The sequence below is a fragment of the Sphingobacterium siyangense genome (genome assembly GCF_023277505.1).
Classification (GTDB): domain Bacteria; phylum Bacteroidota; class Bacteroidia; order Sphingobacteriales; family Sphingobacteriaceae; genus Sphingobacterium; species Sphingobacterium siyangense.
Genome location: NZ_CP080574.1, coordinates 5,837,662 through 5,859,035 on the forward strand (window position 1 = coordinate 5,837,662; position 21,374 = coordinate 5,859,035).

Annotated in this window: 10 protein-coding genes; all 10 read right to left on the minus strand. The window is 44.7% G+C overall.

From position 1 onward, the window contains the following. Positions 1-7: 7 nt before the first annotated feature. The 10 genes from K2F45_RS24680 to fucP all read right to left on the minus strand — a co-directional run bounded on the left by K2F45_RS24680 (position 8) and on the right by fucP (position 21,368). On the minus strand, positions 8-1,282 hold the full coding sequence (locus K2F45_RS24680; protein ID WP_075994309.1) for a sugar isomerase: 1,275 nt from the start codon (positions 1,280-1,282) through the stop codon (positions 8-10). A gap of 78 nt (positions 1,283-1,360) precedes the next feature. Beyond that, positions 1,361-3,484, minus strand: a complete 2,124-nt coding sequence (locus K2F45_RS24685) for a bifunctional aldolase/short-chain dehydrogenase (protein WP_248932586.1) — start codon at positions 3,482-3,484, stop codon at positions 1,361-1,363. A gap of 137 nt (positions 3,485-3,621) precedes the next feature. Further along, positions 3,622-4,698: an L-rhamnose/proton symporter RhaT gene (rhaT, locus tag K2F45_RS24690; RefSeq protein WP_075994311.1), complete on the minus strand. Its 1,077-nt coding sequence runs from the start codon at positions 4,696-4,698 to the stop codon at positions 3,622-3,624. Between the two features lie 268 nt (positions 4,699-4,966). Then, complete coding sequence (locus K2F45_RS24695; protein WP_248932587.1) at positions 4,967-7,288, minus strand: DUF5703 domain-containing protein; 2,322 nt, start codon at positions 7,286-7,288, stop codon at positions 4,967-4,969. A 5-nt stretch (positions 7,289-7,293) separates the two neighbouring features. Beyond that, entirely contained in the window at positions 7,294-8,715 is a 1,422-nt protein-coding gene (locus K2F45_RS24700) for a sialate O-acetylesterase (protein WP_075994314.1), read from the minus strand. Positions 8,716-8,909: 194 nt separating this feature from the next. Then, positions 8,910-10,925, minus strand: a complete 2,016-nt coding sequence (locus K2F45_RS24705; protein WP_075994315.1) for an aceric acid hydrolase — start codon at positions 10,923-10,925, stop codon at positions 8,910-8,912. A 6-nt stretch (positions 10,926-10,931) separates the two neighbouring features. Beyond that, on the minus strand, positions 10,932-14,333 hold the full coding sequence (locus tag K2F45_RS24710) for a glycosyl hydrolase (protein ID WP_248932588.1): 3,402 nt from the start codon (positions 14,331-14,333) through the stop codon (positions 10,932-10,934). Between the two features lie 149 nt (positions 14,334-14,482). Then, positions 14,483-17,803: a glycoside hydrolase family 2 TIM barrel-domain containing protein gene (locus tag K2F45_RS24715; protein ID WP_248932589.1), complete on the minus strand. Its 3,321-nt coding sequence runs from the start codon at positions 17,801-17,803 to the stop codon at positions 14,483-14,485. Continuing rightward, on the minus strand, positions 17,781-19,940 hold the full coding sequence (locus K2F45_RS24720) for an alpha-L-rhamnosidase-related protein (protein ID WP_075994988.1): 2,160 nt from the start codon (positions 19,938-19,940) through the stop codon (positions 17,781-17,783). The genes K2F45_RS24715 and K2F45_RS24720 overlap by 23 nt, the downstream gene beginning before the upstream one ends. Before the next feature lie 132 nt (positions 19,941-20,072). Next, the gene (gene fucP, locus K2F45_RS24725) at positions 20,073-21,368 is read right to left on the minus strand and encodes an L-fucose:H+ symporter permease (protein ID WP_248932590.1); all 1,296 of its coding nucleotides are present in this window, start codon (positions 21,366-21,368) and stop codon (positions 20,073-20,075) included. Positions 21,369-21,374: the final 6 nt, after the last annotated feature.

Genomic DNA, 21,374 nt, shown 5'->3' on the forward strand with positions numbered 1-21,374 from the left:
TCCTTCTTTATAAACCGGTGGCTACGGTATTCAGGCCACGTTCGGCGATAAGTTGATCTCTTAATTTCGTCTCATTAAACAATTGAACAGGGTTCAATGCTGCGCCACTGCGCAAACGCGCTTCAGCTACCAGTGACCTCACATCGGTACGGAAAGCATCCTGCAAAATTTCCTGTGCTTTAACCACGTCGTTTGCCTGTTGCGCCTGCTTCAAGGCAGTACGGTCCACCAGCAGTGCCTGCGCGTAAGCGATCTTAATGGCTTCCACAGATTGCAATAAGTCCACCAATGGATCTTTCAGGTTATGTGAGGCATCAATCATCCAGCCCAACCCTGAAGCATGGTCTATCCCATTGCGGTCCATTCCGTCAATCAATTCGTTAAAAATCAGAAACAATTGATAAGGCTTGATACTTCCCGCCGTAAGATCATCATCTGCATATTTACTATCGTTGAAATGGAATCCCCCCAATTTGCCTTCCATCAGCAACAAGGAAACGATCTGTTCAATATTGGCATTTGGCAAATGATGTCCCAAATCCACCAAAGTATAGGCCTTGGGACCTAATTTATTGGCCAGCAGCAGGGACTGTCCCCAATCACCGATCGTCATCGAATAAAAATAGGGTTCAAATGCTTTATATTCGACAAATAGCTTCCAATCCTCCGGTAGATGCTTATAGATTTCCTGTAAACTCGCCAAGGTATTTTGAAAAGCATCCCTAAAATTTAATTGCCCGGGGAAGGATGATCCATCTGCCAGCCAGACTGTCAGCGCTTTCGAACCGACAGCTTTACCATAGTTGATCACTTCAATATTATGAGCTATAGCCTGTTGACGAACTTTGGGGTCCACGTGGTGCAATGAGCCGAATTTATAACTATGCTCCTGTCCGACCTGATCCTGAAAGGTATTGGAATTGACCGCATCAAAACCGATTTCCAGAGAAGCTGCCAGGGCCTTTATTTTTTCGCTGTCCTTAGGAATATCCCAAGGAATATGCAAGGATATTGCACCGCTGGACTTATTCAGGGCATGAAGTAGGCCTACATCTTCAATTTTCTGCTCCAGGGTACCTGGCTCGCCTGGGCCAGAAAAGCGGCCAAAACGTGTCCCCCCTGTTCCCAGGGCCCAGCTCGGAATGGCAATCTGGAATTGTTGAAGTCTTTCGATAATGGGTTCCACATTCGGTATATCCTGAGCAAGGTAGCCAAATGCTCTTTTATGTTTATCGATGAATTGGTTATTGTGCTGATTTATAATTTGCTTATCAAGAATCATAATGTTTTGGTTATTGTAAAAAATCGTTAGGTGCCGCGCCTGTTTCCCTTTCCACACGCGACACCTAAGATATAAAAATTAGCGTACAAATGCCATTGCCACACCACCATCAACGTTCAATACATTTCCGGTCGATTTGTTCAACAGTCCACCCACAAAGGCAAAACAAGCGTTGGCAATATCTTCAGGTAAAATGATTTCATTGAGTAGCGTCCGTTTTGCATAATATGCTGGTAATTCCTCCACTTTCACACCATAAGCTTTTGCCCGGCCTTCAGCCCAGCCCCCGGCCCAGATATTGCTATCTGAAATCACCGCATCTGGATTGACTACATTCACACGAATACGTGCCGGTCCAAGTTCTGCTGCACATAGGCGGCTTAAATGCAACTGGGCACCTTTGGCGCTGCCGTAACCCGTATTATTTGGGCCACTGACCAAAGCATTCTTACTTACAATATTCAGGATATCACCGCCAATATCCTGACCTTTTAATACGGATATGGCTGCCTGTGTAACCAAAAACTGTCCCTTTACAAGCACATCATACAAGAGGTCCCAATCTTTCTGGCTATGTTCTTCAATGGATTTAGAAATCGATAGTCCAGCATTATTCACAATGATATCAATTCCACCAAATGCCAACGCCGCGTCCTTCAGTGCAGCATGAATCTGCTCTTCATTGGTGACATCGATTATTGCTGCGATGACCGCATCTTTACCAAAAGCTGTAATGAACTCCTGCTCAGAAGCCGCCAGGCGCTCGGCGTTGATATCATTCAACACGATCACTGCACCTTCCTGCGCCATCTTTTTGGCGATTGCTTTCCCTATTCCGCCGCCACTGCCAGTGACCAGTGCAATTTTTCCCGACAGCGGTTTGGGCTTCGGCATACGTTGCAATTTCGCCTCTTCCAATAACCAATATTCAATATCAAAGGCTTCCTGGCGTGGTAAGGCCGTATATTCACTCACCGCCTCAGCGCCTTTCATCACATTGATTGCATTCGTATAGAACTCTGCTGCCACACGGGCGGTCTGTTTATCTTTGGCAAAAGAAAACATCCCCACACCCGGGTACAATACGATAACCGGGTTTTTATCACGGATGGCAGGACTATTATCATGTTTACAGCTTTCATAATAGGCGGCGTACATGTTGCGATATTCTTCAAATAATGGCGTCAGTTTTGCTTTCAGCTCTTCGACGTTATCCAAGTTCTCCGACTTATCAATGTTCAACACCAACGGTTGGATCTTAGTTCTTAAGAAATGGTCTGGACAGCTTGTCCCTAAAGGGGCCAAACGGGTCAGGTCATTCGAATTAATAAATTCCAATACCCGCTCATCATCTGTAAAATGGCCGATCATATGGCGTTCGCTAGAACAGAATCCTCTCAGGATAGGCGCTAATTTGGCAGCTTGTGCTGCACGCTCTTCCTGAGGTAGGCTTGTTTCCTTTTGACCAGCAAATACAGGTCCTTTTTTTCCATAATTTTGCTCCAGGTAGGTCGCACAGGCTTCAATGACATCCAAGGAGTTGATATAACATTCGTAAGCAGTGTCCCCCCAGGTAAACAAACCGTGTGAACCCAGCATAATACCACGAATACCCGGATTTTCTTCCAAACAGGCTCTTAATTGTAGGCCCAGATCGAAGCCCGGACGTTGCCAGTCTACCCAGCCGATCGTTCCCTTAAACAGTTCTTGCGTGATTTGCTTACCATCTTTCGCTGCCGCAATGGCAATTGCTGCATCAGGATGCAAATGGTCGATATGCTTAAACGGCAGGAATCCGTGCAATGGCGTATCTATCGATGGCGCTTTGGAAGCTAAATCATAGATACAATGATTAAATAATTCGACCATCTCATCCTCATGTTCAATACCGCGGTATACATTCTCCAGATTGCGGAGCCGCTGTAAGTACAATGCTGCAAGGCCTGATTTTTTGAGCGTACCAATATCGCCTCCTGAGCCCTTGATCCACATGACCTCTACTTCCTCTCCGGTCAACGGGTCTTTTTCCGTCACTTTACAGGATGTATTTCCACCACCATAATTTGTTATGCGTAGGTCAGCGCCTAAAATATTTGAACGGTACAGCAGTAAAGCAACCTCGTCACCTGCTAGCGATTGTGCTTTCTGGTCGTCCCATAAATAGTTTACATGTTTGTATGTTTTCACTTTGTCTATATTCATATTAAGTCATTATTTTTTAATAGCTGTTCTAATGTATCCATGCGTTTATGATAACAGCATTGTTTCCAGAGCACAAAAGGGTACTCCTGATCTATTGCTGTTTGGTTCCTTTCAATCGCTTTAGCCGTTCATACCTATTAATTTTCCAATGTTTTTGCGAAGCCGACCACACCGATCGAAATAATGATCGTCACGATACCGGCAATGATTGAACGGTACGTTGGCTTGTCGACGCCTTTCCATTCTTTGAGCGCAACACCCCAGGCATTTGAAATCAAAATGATAAAGGCCATATGCAGTATCCATGAGCTTGCCCCATTACCCAGTCTGCTTTCCCCCATTCCATAAAAGAAGAACTGTAGGTACCAGGTTGTACCGGCAAGGGCGCAAAGCAGGAAATTTTTGGCTTTCGGTGCCGCGGGTTTACCATAATCCCGATAGCTTCCATTTTTTAAGAGTAGATAAGCGCACCAGATAAAATTGGTGGTGAAGCCACCCCAGAGGATGACAATATATGTCACGTTATTCTGATAGAGGAATTCACCCTGTCCTGGATGGGCGGCCTTCCAAAACGCATTAGCCACCTCGGCCATTGGTTTGCCAGCTTCGATACCAAAATTGAAACAGGCACTTAAGATACCAGACACAATTGCAACGATAATGCCCAGTCCAAAATTGTAATCCGACTTTGTTTCCTTGGACAAAGAAGATAGGTGCTTTTCTTTAGACATGCCGGCTTTGCCACAGAGGTATACGCCCAAAACGCAGATCATGAGACCGATGAAAATACATATTCCCGAATGTGTGGTAAAGAAATAATCGATACCGTGTTTACCGGCGGTTTGATTGAAGAAATAATAAATGCTTGGCATGAGCGAACCAAAGACCATACTGAGCCCCAGAATAATGCTGCTGCCCAGCGAAACACCGAGATAACGTACCCCTAATCCATAGGTAAGTCCACCGATTCCCCAAAGTAATCCAAAGAGAAATGTATAACCCAAAATGACTGCATCCGTACTTTGGATAATCGTCACAAAGTTGGGGATAGTCAATAGGGCGGCAATCGGAGGAACGATGATCCAGGAAAATAGCCCACCTAGAATCCACATCGATTCCCAAGACCATGCTTTCACTTTTTTGTACGGCACATAAAAACTTCCCGAGGCGAATCCGCCTATGAAATGAAATATAACTCCGAAAACTGCATTCATATATACGTTATTTAGGTTCTTAGGGACTAAGTTAATTCTTTGACTTTTCAGAACTGTTATGCACTGTTATGATCCCCTCGTTTGCGGGGTCAAAAACACAAAGGTGCTGTCCAAAAAGATTGGACAGCACCTTTGTGTTTTGGTATACGCTTAGCCCAACGATACGGGGCTCAACGATGAAAGCCTGATTTTTTTCGTCTGAAGTGCTTACCTCACTCAGCGTCATTCATTGCGCTATAATGAGATAACCGGCCATTCAGGACAAAAGTTATTTTAAAAGATTGACGATGGCAGCTTCCCGATCCTTTGGAAAAACATTCAGTTCAAGCAGTTGCCCATTTTTCAAGCGTCCTTCGACAATGGTCTGGTTGGGTGCATGTAATTTGAAATCCACATCCCAGTCCTTAGGCCAGGCCGGAAACAGGTAAATCTTATCATCAGTTGCCTGCAGCAGCATTTCCTGCAGTCCGATCATGCCAGAGCCACCCCAATTATGATCCGGCACCCAATCAAATCCGGGTCCCCAGAATGTTGGAAATCGCCGGTCAGCATTTTTGAGTTTTAAGACCGTGAGCTCTTTTGCTTCTTCGGTCAAGCCCAGGCGTGCAGCAAAAATATTATGCTGTTTCCAACCGACGTGGCTCCGGAATTTAAGCACATCGGGATCGTACTTGTAGGTATTTATCGCGGTAGCTAGATCGGGTTTACCGATACCATAAATTCCCCAGGGATATACGGCATATAACTGTGGCGATTCTGTATTGTTGACCCTCGCCCATTGCTGTGCCGGTGCCAATAACGTTTTTCCGTTCAGCTCGCGTAATGGCAAGGGTGGAATGCGTGTCAAAAAGCCCTGCAGATAACTTTTAAGTGTTGGATCGACCAGCGTTTCTGGCAAGGTCAGCATCCGGCGGGTCACCTGCTGTAAGGCTGCAATGGTCGTTGCTGAATTATAAGCCATTTTATACGTTTCGGCCGAAGAACCTGGATACAGCACAAGGTGCCCTTGATCGTCCAGGACCTTACTTCCGCGCTGACGTGCTCGATATTGATAATGTTCATCAAAAAAACGTAGGCAGCTTTCGATAAATGGAATATACGTATGAATATCAGCGCCCTGATACCGTTCTGTCTCCAGCATCATCATGCAAAACTCCAATACCGTATCCCACTCATATTCCAGCCAGGCATTGTATTCAAGACCTTTGTCAAAATCTTTTGGCCGTTTCCAATTGTATTCTGCCGGATTAGGAAGGCCGAAATTTTCGATCTGTTCGGTAAAACTCGCTCCCGCATGCCCCCAATAAACCTTGGACCTCCACTCGGCATTTTTTAGTATCCGTTGATAAAACTTGAACTGCGCCGGAAGCATATCTAAATCCCCACTTTTCAGCATGGGCCAATACACCAAACGCTGATTTTGGGCCGTATGCGTTCCCCCACCCCAGTTTCGAAAATCCGGTGTAAAATTAAAACTGCTATCGATGCTGACAGGATCATAGGTAAACAATCCACCATTAAACTTTGTTGGGTAATCGCCATAGGCATTACAGGCCAACATAAACCGAAATAACTGATAGTTCCGGCCGACCTGCCAAGCGGTATCGTTAGGGTCTTTCTCTCCGGGCTGGATAACGATATGACTTCGGTCCCAAAAGGATTTCCACCAGGATTCTGTCGCCTGCTTGCGGGATACCAATGTGGGCTTGGTTGCTGCCAGCTCCTTTAGTGCTGTCTTCCATGCATGCTGTTCAGTCTCCTGCCCCACATGTAAGGTCACTTGAAGTGCATGATGGGTTTTTGCAGTTTTACTTTTGAGGATCCAGGATCGATACGGTGTATTCATGTAGCTGCCTGACCGCTGACCGCTGTACACAAAATCCCGTCCTTGAACAAGACCACCGGAGATCAACTTTTTCAGCGGATTGTACAAGGAATCTTTTATTGCTGCCAATCCTTGTTGATTCACGACAATATCGAATGCGGTACTGTCCTGATTTTGATGGTAGAAAACAATATTATTTGCTGTTACTTCTATCTGGTCCTTGGGGGTTACCACCGGTTTTGGGGGAGCCCATTTCCAGGAGTTGGCATTATTTTCCTTTTTCTTTGGAAAGAGATCCTGAAAACGCCAGCTTTCATAAGCGGCTTCCACCTCAATTTTCCGATTGGCCTTCACTTCGAGATGGACATTGGGGCTGAATACATCCACCCAGACCAACACTTCGGCCTTGACACCTTTATGTTCACCTGTCACGACGATATGACCTTTGTCCAACTGCAATTCTTGCCGGAATTTTTGGCCTTCAAAGGGGTTCGGATACAGCTGGAGACGAATCCGACCGAGTTTCAACAAGGTGTTATTTTCATCAAATGCGCCTGTTTTGCCCAAGTACAAAAGCAACTCCCCATTCTCCACCCAAACGTTCAGGCCAATATCTCCCCCACCCACAGGCATCGATTCAGCAGAATTTTTGCTTTGTGTCGTCCAGGAGACGTTATAGTCTTTCCAGTTGAATTCTTGGGCCCGGGCGGGCGCAACGAAAACAACGTACAGGAATAGCATACCGAAGATAAGTTTTCTAGTCATTTTATTTACCAATCGTCTGTTCGAAAGGAGCTCAATGGTAAGCCATTGACGCCAAACACATCTCCAATAATATAATCTTTAAAGGCATACCGTACCGCCACCGGTTCAGCCACCTTCGGTGAAGCAACAACAATCGTCTTTCCTTTTAATACAGCTTGTGCAGGATAAAACTGCTGATCCTTACCGGCAATTTCAAAAGTCTTTACTTCTTTGCCATAGGCTGTCAATCCCAAAGGTGCATCGCTGAAGGAAAGTACCGCTGTGCTGCCTTTGATTTCAAGCTTGTCGTAACGGGGGCTTTTCAGATTCAGTGTACTAAAGCCATAACTATCGTGCAAGGCGAGGTAAGCCAGACGTTCACCACTTTGTTGTTTATGCGCCGGATGGATACAATTTTGCTCACCCAAATCCATTGTGACGGCCATTCCCGCCTGGGGAATCTTATCGAGCGACTGACGCTGTGCATCCCGCAGGTAGGCTGAATTATATTTTCCACCCACATGATAAGGGGGTAATGCAGCATAATCAAAGGGGGCAATCTGCGTAAAATAGAAAGGCAACTCCTTATTTCCCCACAGATCGCGGAATTTTTCCACCATTCGGGGAAAGAGAACTTCATACTGATCCGGACGCTCGTAATTGGATTCGCCCTGGTACCATATCATCCCCCGGATCCCATAACCGGCAACGGGATGGATCATACCATTATAAAGCATGGTCGGAACCCGGTTTTTATCTTTCAGCCCTTCTTCTTGTCTGGGGATCTGAATATCCTGTTGATCTGCTAGCCAGGAGGCTTCCATCCAGGCCTCGACATTGGAACCGCCATAGCTGCTATGGATCAAACCTACCGGTACGCCCAACGTCTTGCGCAGTTGTCGCCCAAAGAAGTACGCTGTTGCACTAAAGCCGACAACCGACTGTGGTTCGGCTTTCTTCCAACTACTGGGTTTACTGTCCACTGCCGGTTGGAGCAGTGGATTGCGCGGTATGGTGTAGATACGCAACTGCTCATCTTTTGAATTCATGATCGCTTCTGTACTGCCCAGGATAGGTTGTCCGGGATAACCTTTCAAAGGCATCTCCATGTTTGATTGCCCCGAACATAACCACACTTCACCGATCAGGATATCCTGAAGTTCAATGACATTCTTTTCAGCGACTTTGATCTGATAAGCACCGCCGGCAGCCGGTGTTTGCACCTGGATTTTCCATTGGCCCAAGCCGTCGGCTTTCGCCTGGTATTTTTGTCCGTTCCAGGACGTTTGCAAAGTCACAGTAGCCTGTGGATCAGCCCAGCCCCAAACAGGAACCTGCGCCTGTTGTTGCAGCACCATTCCGTCCGTAAAAAGGGCCGCTAAACGAACTTTCGCCATCGCGCTCCACTGCATAAGTAGCAGCGCTATCGTAAAAAAATAAGGTTTCATGTAAACGATGATCTATTGTTTTTGATTTCATGGGAATGAATAACACATAACAGGCATGATTCACTCCGGTTTATGATCAGTTCTCATCCTACGCTCAACGCGCTCGGTTTATTCATCTGATGAATAATCATTCAGACCCTTTTGTTGATCCATAGGAACGTGCGATAGACTGCACAATCCTATGGATGGGTGCATCACAACGCAGGTAACCACACGCTCATATCACCAAATGTACGGTTTCCCCAAGCAAAATAGGGCACCAATCGTACAGGAACAGTCTCCTGCTTTCCCGCAGCAGCTCTGCGGTACAGTGAATTCCATTCCGTGCTGCTTGTACGATAGGCGTTTCCTTCCAATAAGACAATATCCTGTCCGAGTATATCCTGATGTTTGGGTACAAAGTCCGTTGCCGGTTTCATTTTTAAATCAAAGATATTGACATCTGCTGCAACATCCTGCTTTTCCAGACAATACACAATTGGTCCACGCATAACAGCGACCTGGTTACGCGTTTCCTCAACAAGCGGATTTGACTCCATCAAAGAAATCGCCATTGGTAATCTGATCTCGATGCGGTCACCTTTTTTCAGCGATCCAGTTAAAAGGGCATAACCTTTCTCGATTGGTGTTTCAATCTTTACATTATTTTTCCATATTTCGGCTTTGCCGGCCCAACTTGGCACTCGTAGTTTCAGGGTATAGTTAGAAGGAAACTCTTTTAGAGTAAAGGTAGCAGATCCTTCCCATGGATAGCTGGATTCTTGTACAATGTTGATCTGTTTGCCTTGATACCTTGTATTCAATTCATTTCCACCGTACAGGTTGACCGCAACAGCATCTTTGGATAGTCCGTAAGCATAGTTGGCTACTTCTGCAATCGTACGAACGATATTGGGTGGACAGCAATTAGATAATGAGATATAAGGAACCCGCTTTTTCGACCAGCGCTGCTGGAATGGAAGATCGGAGGAGTAACTCAATGGATTGGTATATAAAAATTTGTCACCGTCCAAACTAATTCCCGAAAGCACACTGTTGTAGAGAGCCAATTCCAGGACATCAATGTATTTTGCATCACCGGTAAAATTGGCCATCCGCCAATTCCACAGCATATTGCCGATATTTGCACAGCTCTCATTATGGGCTGTCAAATTGGGCAATTGATAATCCCGGCCAAAAGCTTGGTGGATCTTTTGCACGTCCGTTGGGTCATAGGATGTTCCGTCCGGTGAGGTTCCGTCATACAGTGCACCTAAGCCTCCCGTGATGTACATCTTACGCTGGGTGACATCATCCCAGATCTCAAAAAGACGGTTGCTCAGTGTTGTATCGGCCAGCTCGGCGCATAAATCCGCTACACCCGCATAGAGGTAGCTTGCACGCACGGCATGCCCTGTGGCTTTATGTTGCTTCCGGAAAGGAATGCGGTCCTGATTGTCGTCCGTGCCATCTTCAATTTCACCTTTGATATCGATCAAATGTTTAGCCAGTTCGAGGTACTTGGGGTCCTTGGTTGTCCGATAGAGTTCGATGGTCCCCATATAATGGGACGGACAAATCGCATTGCGGGCCAAGGTTGGGTTGGACTTTTTATAGAATCCATACAGGTAATCTGCCGCTTTTATCGCAATATTCAATAGGTCGCGCTGTCCAGTCGTGCGATAATGTATGCATCCGGCGGTCATTAAGTGACCAATATTATAGGATTCAAAACTTAAACGGTCCTGAAATTCGATATTCTCACCCGATCGTTGCTGGTCAATGGTTGCTTTGGTATAGATATAACCGTCTGCACGTTGCGCTTTGCGGATTACTGGGATTACTTCGTCCAGCATGCGAAGCAGCTTTTTATCTTTCGTCTGTGCATAGATGGCGCAGACAGCTTCCAAGGTTTTGTAAAAATCACCATCATGAAAGGAAGGTCCGCTATGTTCACCCTTTTCCAATCCAGCGGCTATTTCAAAATTGCGATAGGCATGACTGATGGAGGCATCAGTATAGACGTGCCAAAGTTTCGGCACCATCTGCTCATAGCATGACTTTGTACGATCCGCCCAAAAGCCTTTCGTCCATTTCACGTCGCCCATATCTACAGCTTTCTGAACAGCATAGGGACTCGCCCCCGTGTTGGTAATTGACTTTTCTTGCGCCTGCGATCTCCAGGCAAACGCAACAGAAAGGGCCATCATTACTAATTTACGCTTCTTCATCTTTTTCTATTTTACATCTAACCACAGTAAGTCAACTTTCCCTTGTAATCCGGAAGGTAATAAGCCTTTGAGGAACTTGTCTGACGCTGTTGTCTGTATTTTCTTTTCTACTGTTGTATTCTCTTTTTCATAAAGGAAACGGTTCCCCCATGTATTATAGACCTTGACGTCTATTATATTATCACCTTGTCGAATAAAATCTGTTACATCAATTTGATAGGGTTTGGTCCACAGGACACCTGCATATCGGCCATTGATAAAGATTTCGGCCATGGATTCAATGTCCGAAAATTGCAAATAAGCCCGTTGATTTTTAACTATTTTTTGGATATGAACGGTAGTTTGATAATTTCCCGATCCAGCATGATATTTAATGTCATCGTCTGCACTGGCTGTCCAAAACTGAGGCTCTTGCTGTTTAATTGCCCGCTTGCGGGATAGCCCATCAGCCGTAAATGACCAGGCTCCTGTCAAAGCTGTTTTTCGGGAGTATTGATAGGTCGGTATATCGATTTTTGTATCGCTGGTCAATACAAAGCCAGATTGATAAGCATCAAACGATAGTTCAGCCACTGTCCTATCGTTGATCACTTTAAACGGTAAAACCGCTAGTTTATCGCTTACAGGATCGTAACGGTAGGCATATTTTACTTTTGTCCGTAAAGATAAAGTTGCCTTTTGTGCTAAACTATCTTGATTGGCTACAAAAAACAAATCACCACCATCGAAACGGCGATGGTTCCAAGAAATATGTCGATTGTACCCTTCGTTGATCAGCACATCGGGAGCAATATTTAATGGACTAAAATCCTTGGCGTTATAGTTTCCCACAAGTACGCGCCCTTTGCCGAATTGCTTAACTTGTACTGTTGTATTTGTCAATGGTTTGAGGTCGCTGAATAATTCTGCGAGCAAAGCGCGATACTGTTGTGCTTTTTCGTCCGTCAGTTTGCCCCGCCATGTCTGTGGGATATCTTGGAAGAGCACCGTAGCCCCCGCATGGACGAGCGTACGCAAGCGTTCCAGGGTACGTAGTGAATATTGACTGCCATTTGGATTCAACGCAGTTTGACCTGGCATCACAAGGATAGCATAAGCGATATCGTCCGCAAAAATCACCTTACCGTCCTGCACCCGAGTCTGGTTCCAAAGCGCATCGGGGTTGAAGGAATCGTAGGCATAGCCGCGTAGTGGATCGACCCAATCTTCCGGCCTATACATATTGGCTCCAGTAGTTACACCAGCGATTTTTTGCAAGGGTAAGCCGACATTGGCCAACAGAGAATCTGTCCGATGGACACGACCTTCACCGATAATACCTGGCAGCACATCGACCAAAGCACTTGGGAGTACCGATCTTCGGGGAATCTCCTCACCAATAAACACGGCCACATCGCGTACAGGTACCCCGTATTGCAATAACTGCTGTGAACGGATCGCATAATTGACCCATTCCTTAGCGGGTTTCCACCAGGTTTGATCGCGCTGAAAATAGGTTCCGATACCATCCATTGTCATGCCTGGCTTACGGTTCATCCATGGATTATGGACATACACATGGTAAACCAGATTGTTGATCCCCAAGGCATAATTTCGGTCCTGAAGACTTTTCAGGAGCCGTGGATGTTCATCCCATTGCGCTCGAATCTGGGTAAAGGCTTCGGACATGGTGACCCGCTTGCCATAAATATGGCTTCCTGAAATGGCATCTAGGATATCCGCAGGTTTGTCGTGCGAGGGGCTTCTGAGCCAAAATTCCCCCATCGGACGATCGGTCGAAGCAAAATGAGCCAAACCGTCACCAACCATCACAGGGGCTGTGGCCTCGGCAGTAAATTCGACACCGTATTCATCTGCTTTCCGACGTAATGTTGCATAGCCATTCTCCTGCAACAGTTCGCTGATCGTCTGTCTGTAATCTTGCAAAAAGGCTTCAGAATCTTCCACAGTATTGACAAAACAACCTGCTAAAACAGGGAGATAGCCGGTCAGGTCATATCCCCGGCGTTTTAAAAACTCATCCGGAAAACTACGGGTCCAGTTTTGACTGCCACATTCCCAAGAATCAATATGAAATACCGTGAGGACTTCTTTAGATAACTGTGGATCCACATGCTTTTTGGCTGCTCCAAACCACTGATCAAATTGAAAAGCAACTGTAGTAGCGTCCAATTTATCACATTCCAGCCCCTTTCCAGCCCCAGCAGTTTCATTTTTATGCCCTGTGGAGGTATGTCCAAGACGCAATATTTTCCACTTTCCTGCGGGTAATGTTAAGTCTACACGGCTTGCTTGGTCTGGCCTAGGCAAACGGATAAGCTGCTGTTGTCCGAAAACAGCTTCCTTGGCAACAGCGCTTGGGTCGGATTTTTTCCCAACACGCCAGATCTCTCCTGTCTTGCCTTCGATTTGATTAACCTGCGCTTCTTCAAACAGACTGATTCCATTTAATTTTAGGGAAGGTTTCCATTTACCGGAATCAAGATCTTCGGCTCCCGGCTCACTTCCTGTAGGATCGTATACAAAGCGGAAATATTTCGCTTTGGTGTAGGGGATCAGATGTGTTACGCCATTATCCCAATCCAACCAGCCCATTCTCGGGGATTCTAATTGTGTAATCTTCCGAAAGTTTAGGCCATCATCACTGGCCCAAACTTGCAAACGATTCGCTTGGTAGTTGGATGCTGTCCATTCAATCTTCAATGAATTGCAGGGGAAGGGCTGATCAAAAGTATACTGTATCCACCCTGGCACAGCTGTTGCGAAATTTTGGTTGTTACCCTTGTCAGCAAGACGTTTCAGATCTTCACCATAGCTATTGGATACCTGTACCTTCTCTGTAAAGCTTTTTCGCGGCGAATGCGCCAGTGGCATTGCAAATAACGCAATATCCTCGTAATAGCCTTGTTGGGCTTGTGGTTGTGGCAACTGAATATTCCGCAACCGCTTCCCATTGCTATCGATTATGGTATCGGCATACACGACTTTCTGCATCGACTTCTCGGGACTGATCCACGGTCCCCCCGCGGTTGCAAATCCATCATTGGGCAATAAAGCTATTTTTACTCCGTATTTTTTTGCTTCACGGACGATATATTTGAACATATCCCACCATGCTGGTGTCAACGTCTCTGTCGGCGGATCGAAAAGAGGCGGATTAGTTTTGCCCTTGATCGGTGCTAGATAGGCTCCTGCGATCTTATTTTCTGCCATGGCTTTCAGATCCGCAGTAATCCCTTCCTTGGAATAGCTGGCATGCATAAAGTACCAAAACGCCCAAGGTTTTGCTCGTTCAAACGAATGTTGATCCAAAGGAACTAATGCCGTTGGAATACCTTTAATCTGCGCATTGCTGCTCAAACAGCCCAAAAGAAGACTTGTTCCTAATAGCAACTTAATCCTCGTCATATCTTATCTTGTTCTTTAAAGCTATCCAAAAAGGTTGGACAGCCTATTTCTTTCAATTTTGAATGTATCTCCCTTATCGCGTCATTTCAAGTAGTCGACTCTTACAGGGTTTAACTTTACTTGCTGGATATCTTCCTGCTAACCTTTATTTAATCAGATTTTACAAAATCCTTGATCGATTGCTTCAAATCCGTCGGAATCAAATAAAAGGAATAGTTGTAGTTTTTTGCCGGAATTTGATATTTTTCCAACGGTTGCGACACATCTGTCCAGGTGTCATTTCCGCCAACCCCCATCTGCTTTAAATCGACATTTAAAGTGATCTTATCTTCTTTTTTCAATTTAAACCAGTGTTTTGCTTCGACGATTGCTTTTTGTGAATAAGGCCATGCACTCATATACAGCGGCTGCTCGCCGACAACCAAAAGACCTGCATTTTTATTTCGAAGGTGCATCCAACGAACATCCATCCGATTCCCGTTTTCCTGTGGATAAAGATAATGCTCCATGAATTGATCGATGTTCATGTGATAAACACCAAGATCAAAACCATAGGCACGATCAGGGTAGTTTTCCATTGGCCCTAGGCCATAATATTGGATATCTTCAAATGTAGGATTGATCCCCATTTGAAGCCCTACTTTCGGAATATTGGGGAGTCCAACCTTCACCTGCAACTGGTAATTTACTGACACAATACCTGGATTTTTCACCGTATAGATCACTTTTACCTGTGCAGAATCAGCTGCAAGGGCATACAGTGTATGTATTTCATACCCTTGATCTTTTTCCTGCGCGTTTACCGACACTATTTTTGGTGCGCCATACCAGTATTTTAGTTTTTTATCCGGTTTCCAGCCCCGGCGGTCATTGTCCGTAGCCGGCCGCGTAAAGCTTGGGCGAATTGCTTCTTTGATTATTTCTTGTCCCTTGTAATTAAATGCAGTCAAACTTCCAGTCGATTTGTCAAAGCTAACCTGAAAGTCTTTGCCTACGATCTGATACTTATCGGCAGTTTCTGTCTTGATCAATTTACCTCCTTTATTTAATAAAGGTCGCAGGATATTGGATTGTTCCTGCAATCGAACCTGCGAGGAAGAGACTACAAATCCCGCTGGTCCCCATGCTGTCGCTTCCCGTAAACGAAATTGAATATCGAGTTGATATTCCTGATCTGCGGCACGTTTGAAAGGTAAATATTTGGCAAAGCTTACCTGTGTAGAATCGCCTGCGGCCAGATTCATGGCCGATATCGGCACTTCTTTTACGAGCAGCCCATTTCTGCGAAACAATAAGACGGCATCGTAATGGTTGAGGTTCAGCACCGACGATCTATTTTTTAGCTGTACCATGATCTTCTGCGCATCAACCAAAGTGACCTCTGCAGGCTGATAGATTCGTTTATTCTCATACATCGCCGCTTTTGGTCGCCCCCAGGCATCGGTGATACCATTCAAACTAAAAGCGCCATTGTGTACTTTTTCGCCAAAATCACCACCATAGGCCAATACTTTACCATAAACGGAATCTTTGCGAATCAAGGCCTGATCCTTATAGTCCCAGATAAAACCACCGATCAAACGGGGATGTGTACGAAAGATATCCCAGAAATCACGAATGTTACCGGTCGAATTGCCCATGGAATGGGTATATTCAACAAAGAGAATCGGCCGATTATCACCATTATTTTGACGTAGTAAGAGCGCGGGGGTGAAAATGCCCGGATAAAACCGCGACACGATATCGACATAATATTGATCCTTTATGTTCTGAATCCGGTGCGAGTGATCGTTGGATTTTGGATAACGTGGGTCCGAAGGATCAATATACCCCGGTAGTTGGTGGCTTCCCATTGCCGGTTCGTAATGTACAGGACGTGTGATGTCGAAATCATGGATCCAGGCAGCCATCGCGGCAGTATTCGGACCTCTTCCAGATTCATTTCCCAACGACCAGATGATAATGGAAGGATGATTCTTGTCCCGTTCCACCATGCGTGTGACACGTTCCTGAAGCGCCGCCAGCCAGGAGGGATCGTTCATGAGTTTTCCACCAAGCCCATGGGTCTCCATATTAGCTTCATCCATCACCATAATACCATAACGGTCACAGAGCTCATAGATGTAGGGATCATTCGGATAATGAGAAGTACGGATGGCATTAAAATTAAATTGTTTGATTTGGCGAATATCCGCTTCCATATCTTCACGTGTCAGTGCCTTCCCACGTTCGGGATGATGATCGTGACGATTGACACCGTATAGGTAGGTGGTTTTGCCATTGATCAAAAGTTTACTGTCTTTTGAAGAAAAAGCGATGCTCCGAAACCCGACTTGACAAGTCTTCGCTTCCAGCAAGCGATTTTCCTTATCGTAAAGGGTCAGTACCAAACGGTAGAGATGAGGTTCTTCCGGCGACCATTTCTTTGGATTTTTGATCGTCGTTTCCAATAGTCCGAACTTCACATTATCCAATCTCGGATAGATTTCATCAAAGATAGCCGAAGCATCTTTTTCTAATGGTTTGTCGAGAATAGGTTTATTATTGCTATCATACAGTTGTGCTCGTAGCGTAAAACCGTTAATGCTGTCGCCCGAAAAATTATCGATTTTTGGGCGAAGTGAGAATTTGGCGTCCTGATAAGCCCCATCTAAAGTCGCCTGCCAATGAAAATCGGTAATGCGAACTTTCGGTTCTGCCATCAAAAACACCTCGCGGTGAATACCGCTCATGCGCCAATGATCCTGATCTTCTAGATAGGAAGCATCGCTCCAACGCAAGACTTGGATAGAGATGCGATTTTTACCTTTTTTAAGATAGGGTGTGGCATTAAATTCAGATGGCAAGCAGGAGTCTTCCGCATACCCTACGTATTTGTCATTAATCCACAACTGATAGGCAGAGATAACACCACCAAAATGTAAGGTAATATTCATTCCATCCCATGATTCGGGCAATTCGAATGTTTTTTGATAAGACCCTACACCATTGTAATCTTTGGGAATGCGCGGCGGATCAATTGGGCTAAATGGATAGACTGCCGAACGGTAAATGGGAATATCATAACCTTTCATCTCCCAATTGGAAGGCACCTGGATTTTGTCCCATCCCTTGACCTCGGATAAATGAAAATCTTGCGGTGCATCGGCCGGTTTAACGGCAAATTTAAAATCCCATTCGCCATTTAAAAAAAGCATCCGTTTGTTTGTTTCTCTTTCATTCTTCAAGGCTTCTTCAAGCGTGGCATAGGAATATCCTGTCGCACGTGAGGGGTCTCTATTGATGGAAGTAATCATCGGATTTTCCCAAGGCGCGGCAATCTGACCATTCGGTACCGGAGGGATGACCGCTGGCTTACCGTCTACCGTTTGCGCCTGTACTGAAACCGCAAACATCGACAGCAACAAAGCAACACTCAGCTTGGACACGACTATTTTTTTATATAACCTAGTATTTGTAATCGACTTCATATGTTATTCCTTTTTCCAAAACGAGCTCATAGTCGTTTCCTGAGATATGTTTTACCTGACCGTGTTTCACGCGTGGAACAACCTTGCTCCGCAGTTTTAATGTCCCTGTTCCAACAGGTGATTTTACCTTGATCTTGTTTTTCGACACGTAAAGTTCAATCTCACCATTTGGTGTTGGTATTTTTCCCTCCATCCACGCTAAGGATGCCAAATAGGGCTTGATTTCGTACTGCGAATAACCCGCAGCCGTTGGTTGTACGCCGAGATAATACTTGCCCAGAAGATAGATCGGACTTGCTCCCCACGAATGACAGAGGCTCTTACCAAAATCCCTTCCATACATCGCATAGTGTTCAGCTCCTTTTTTCGCTGGATTAAATTCTTCCCAAAAGGTCGTCGCACCCAATCTCAGCATACCGCCCCAATAGTCTTTCATTTCTTTCATCACATAGTCCTTTTCACCAAGTGCACACAAAGCTTCAAGTTCGTAGTAACGCATATAAGGTGTGGTAATCTGTTGGACTTGATCATTTAACAAGACATTAGCCTTCACGCCTGCCTGTTGCTGTTCGTTCAGATAATTAAAGAAAATCGCAAACATATTGCTGTAGCGTGTCACGTTATCGGTTTGCTTGCCATCAATACGACTATGTGCAAAGGCTTTTTTCTGATCGTTCCAATAATAGGCAAATAGCTTATCTTTGAGTTGTTGAGCTTCTTGTTGATAGTGTTGGTTGTCTTTCGGCTCATCAACCAAATCGGCACACATTGCCATGGTTTCGAGACTACGGCACAGCAATAATTGTTCAAAGCTCACTTCCCCTTGCTTGCTGAGACCTTCGGCCCAGTCAATAAAAACCCAATCGCCAGCTAAACCTTTCATCAAACCATCGCTATTTCTTCTATCCAAACAAAACTGCATCAGGCTTTTCATACGTGGATAGATGCCTGCTATAAATTCCTTATCACCGGTATAACGGTAATAATCCGCGATACTCAAAAACCAATAGAAGGTATAGTCCATAATGGTGTTGATATGGCTGATCGTCGGTTCTTTACCCCGTAAGGCTAAAATAGTTCTCTTGACGGCTTCGGAATCAAAACCCAAATAGTAATTCATGGCATACGATTGATAGGCGTCACCACTCCAGATCCATCGATCACGTTTGATACCATCAATAAAAAACTCACGTGTGGTTAGTTCCATGGTATATTTGGCAACATCCCATATCTTGTTTAATTCATTATCGGAACTACGAAAGAATCCGCGATCTGCCACTGGTAAGTATTCATATTTCATGGATATTTGATCAAACTTTACCGATCCTTCGGGTTCTAAATAAACAAAGCGGAAAGCTTTGGATAGATCAAGTGTACTATCTTGTGGCTGTTGATTATGTACCTCAAGTAAATCGATGGTCTCACTGGTTTTCGTCGAAAGTGCTTCCTCTCGGGATTCGCCATAATAGATGTTCAGGCGACCTGTCCCCACCAACTTATGCAGAGTCAGAAAACCAAATGTATTTTTTCCGAAATCGACCAAAATACCATTACCTTGTTTTTCTCGCGAAAACGCTTCTTGTGGTTTCACGGGCAATTTAAACGTGGATGGTCGAGCTGTTGGTTCGTTAAAGTTCCATTTACCGGCCTTAACATAGTTTGTTCCAGATTGATCAGACGCTTTACCTGTCTCATCAATCCATTCCTTATCTTCATAGGTTGCGTTCCAATCGCTATCTGTCGTTACGTTTTTTCCTGCAACATACAGCGCGGGAACATTTCCTTGATTGTAAACTTTAATATTGATTTTTTGCTTTCCCTTTTGAAGCTGTACTTTAGCAGGTGCCCCTGGAAGCATTTTCCCGTTGATCTTGACATTATACTTGCCTTCGGCATAAATACTGATTTCTTCATCAGCAGGCAAATCAAACTCTTTACTGAACTCGACAAGAACATAGTGACTATCCATCTTCCAAAACGGTGGAAAGAAGGTTCCTCTGTCCGTACGACGATTTTGCATGTTGTTGCTTAACCACACTTCATAATCTCCAGGATACCAGATCCAGGTACTTACCTGTTGTGCAAATGCTGTCGTTGTTGCAATTAAACAACCTATAATTAAAATAATTTTATTCATATTCGAATCATTGTTAATCAATTCACTAACACCAAAACCAACGCTAACTTCGGCGGTATACGTGTTTTTCACTAGTAAAACACGCGCTCTAGTTTTTTCAATTGCTCACTAAAATACACGGTGAGACACAACTTAGGCTTTTGCCGGTTTATATCCTTTCAATGCAAACCATAAAATAACAAGATAACAGACCAAAGGTACACTATAACCAATCTGCGTATTATCATGCAGCGCATCAATAATATTTCCGGTCACAAAGGGAAATACGGCACCGCCGACAATTGACATAATCAACCAGGAAGAGGCTTGTTTCGTCTCGTTTCCGAGTCCAGCAATACCCAAAGAAAAAATCGTAGGAAACATAATTGACATAAAGAAACCAAGTCCACCTAGCGCATACAAGATGGCCATACCTGTACCCGAAATGGCTACAGTTGCCAATATAGCACAGCAAACGGCATAAATAGCCAATAAACGCTGGGCTGTCGTATAACGCAACAATAGTGTACCGACGAAGCGTCCGCCCATAAAGAGCAAACCATATACACCTAGGAAATATCCAGCAGTCTTCTCGTCAACACCTGCTCCCTGCTGTGCCATACGAATAAAAAAACTGGTTACACAAACCTGTGCTCCAACATAGAAAAACTGCGCGATCACAGAAAAACTCAAATGCTTGTGTCTAAGTACAGCAAATAATCCCGACTTTTCACCCGTTTCTCTTTCTTCCTTTTCACTTTGAATTTCAGGAAGTTTTATAAACAAAAAGACAAATGCTACAACTAACAAGATTAAACCTAATATCAAATAAGGCATTTTTACGGAAGACGCTTCATGGAGCAGATATGCCATGCGATTACTTTCTGTCATAGCCGACAATTCCGTTTCTGAATAGCTCGTACCCGACAAAATAAAGGTCGTACCTACCACTGGAGCGACCATTGCCGCCAATCCATTAAAAGAGGCCGCCAAATTAAGCCGATGTGTTGCTGCTTCGGGCTTACCCAAAACTGCAGCATAGGGATTAGCCGCTGTTTCTAATAAAGCTAGTCCACAACCAATAATAAATAAAGCCAATAAAAAGAGCTCATACATCCGGTGATCTGCAGCAGGGATAAATAAAAATGCGCCGACGGAAAAAGTAAGCAGCCCGAGAATAATAGACAACTTATATCCCCACTTGCGTAATATATAACCTGCGGGTAGAGCCATAATGAAGTAAGCGAAGAATACGGATGTATCAACCAGTGCCGATTGGCTGTTATTCAACTGACAGGCTTTTTTCAAATGCGGGATCAGCACACCATTTAAATTATGAGCCATACCCCATAAGAAAAACAGGCTGACAATCAGAATAAACGGAAGGAGATAGCCCTTATTAGACGATGCCTCTGTTAGCTTGATTGATGATTTTGTACCAATTTCCATATGCTT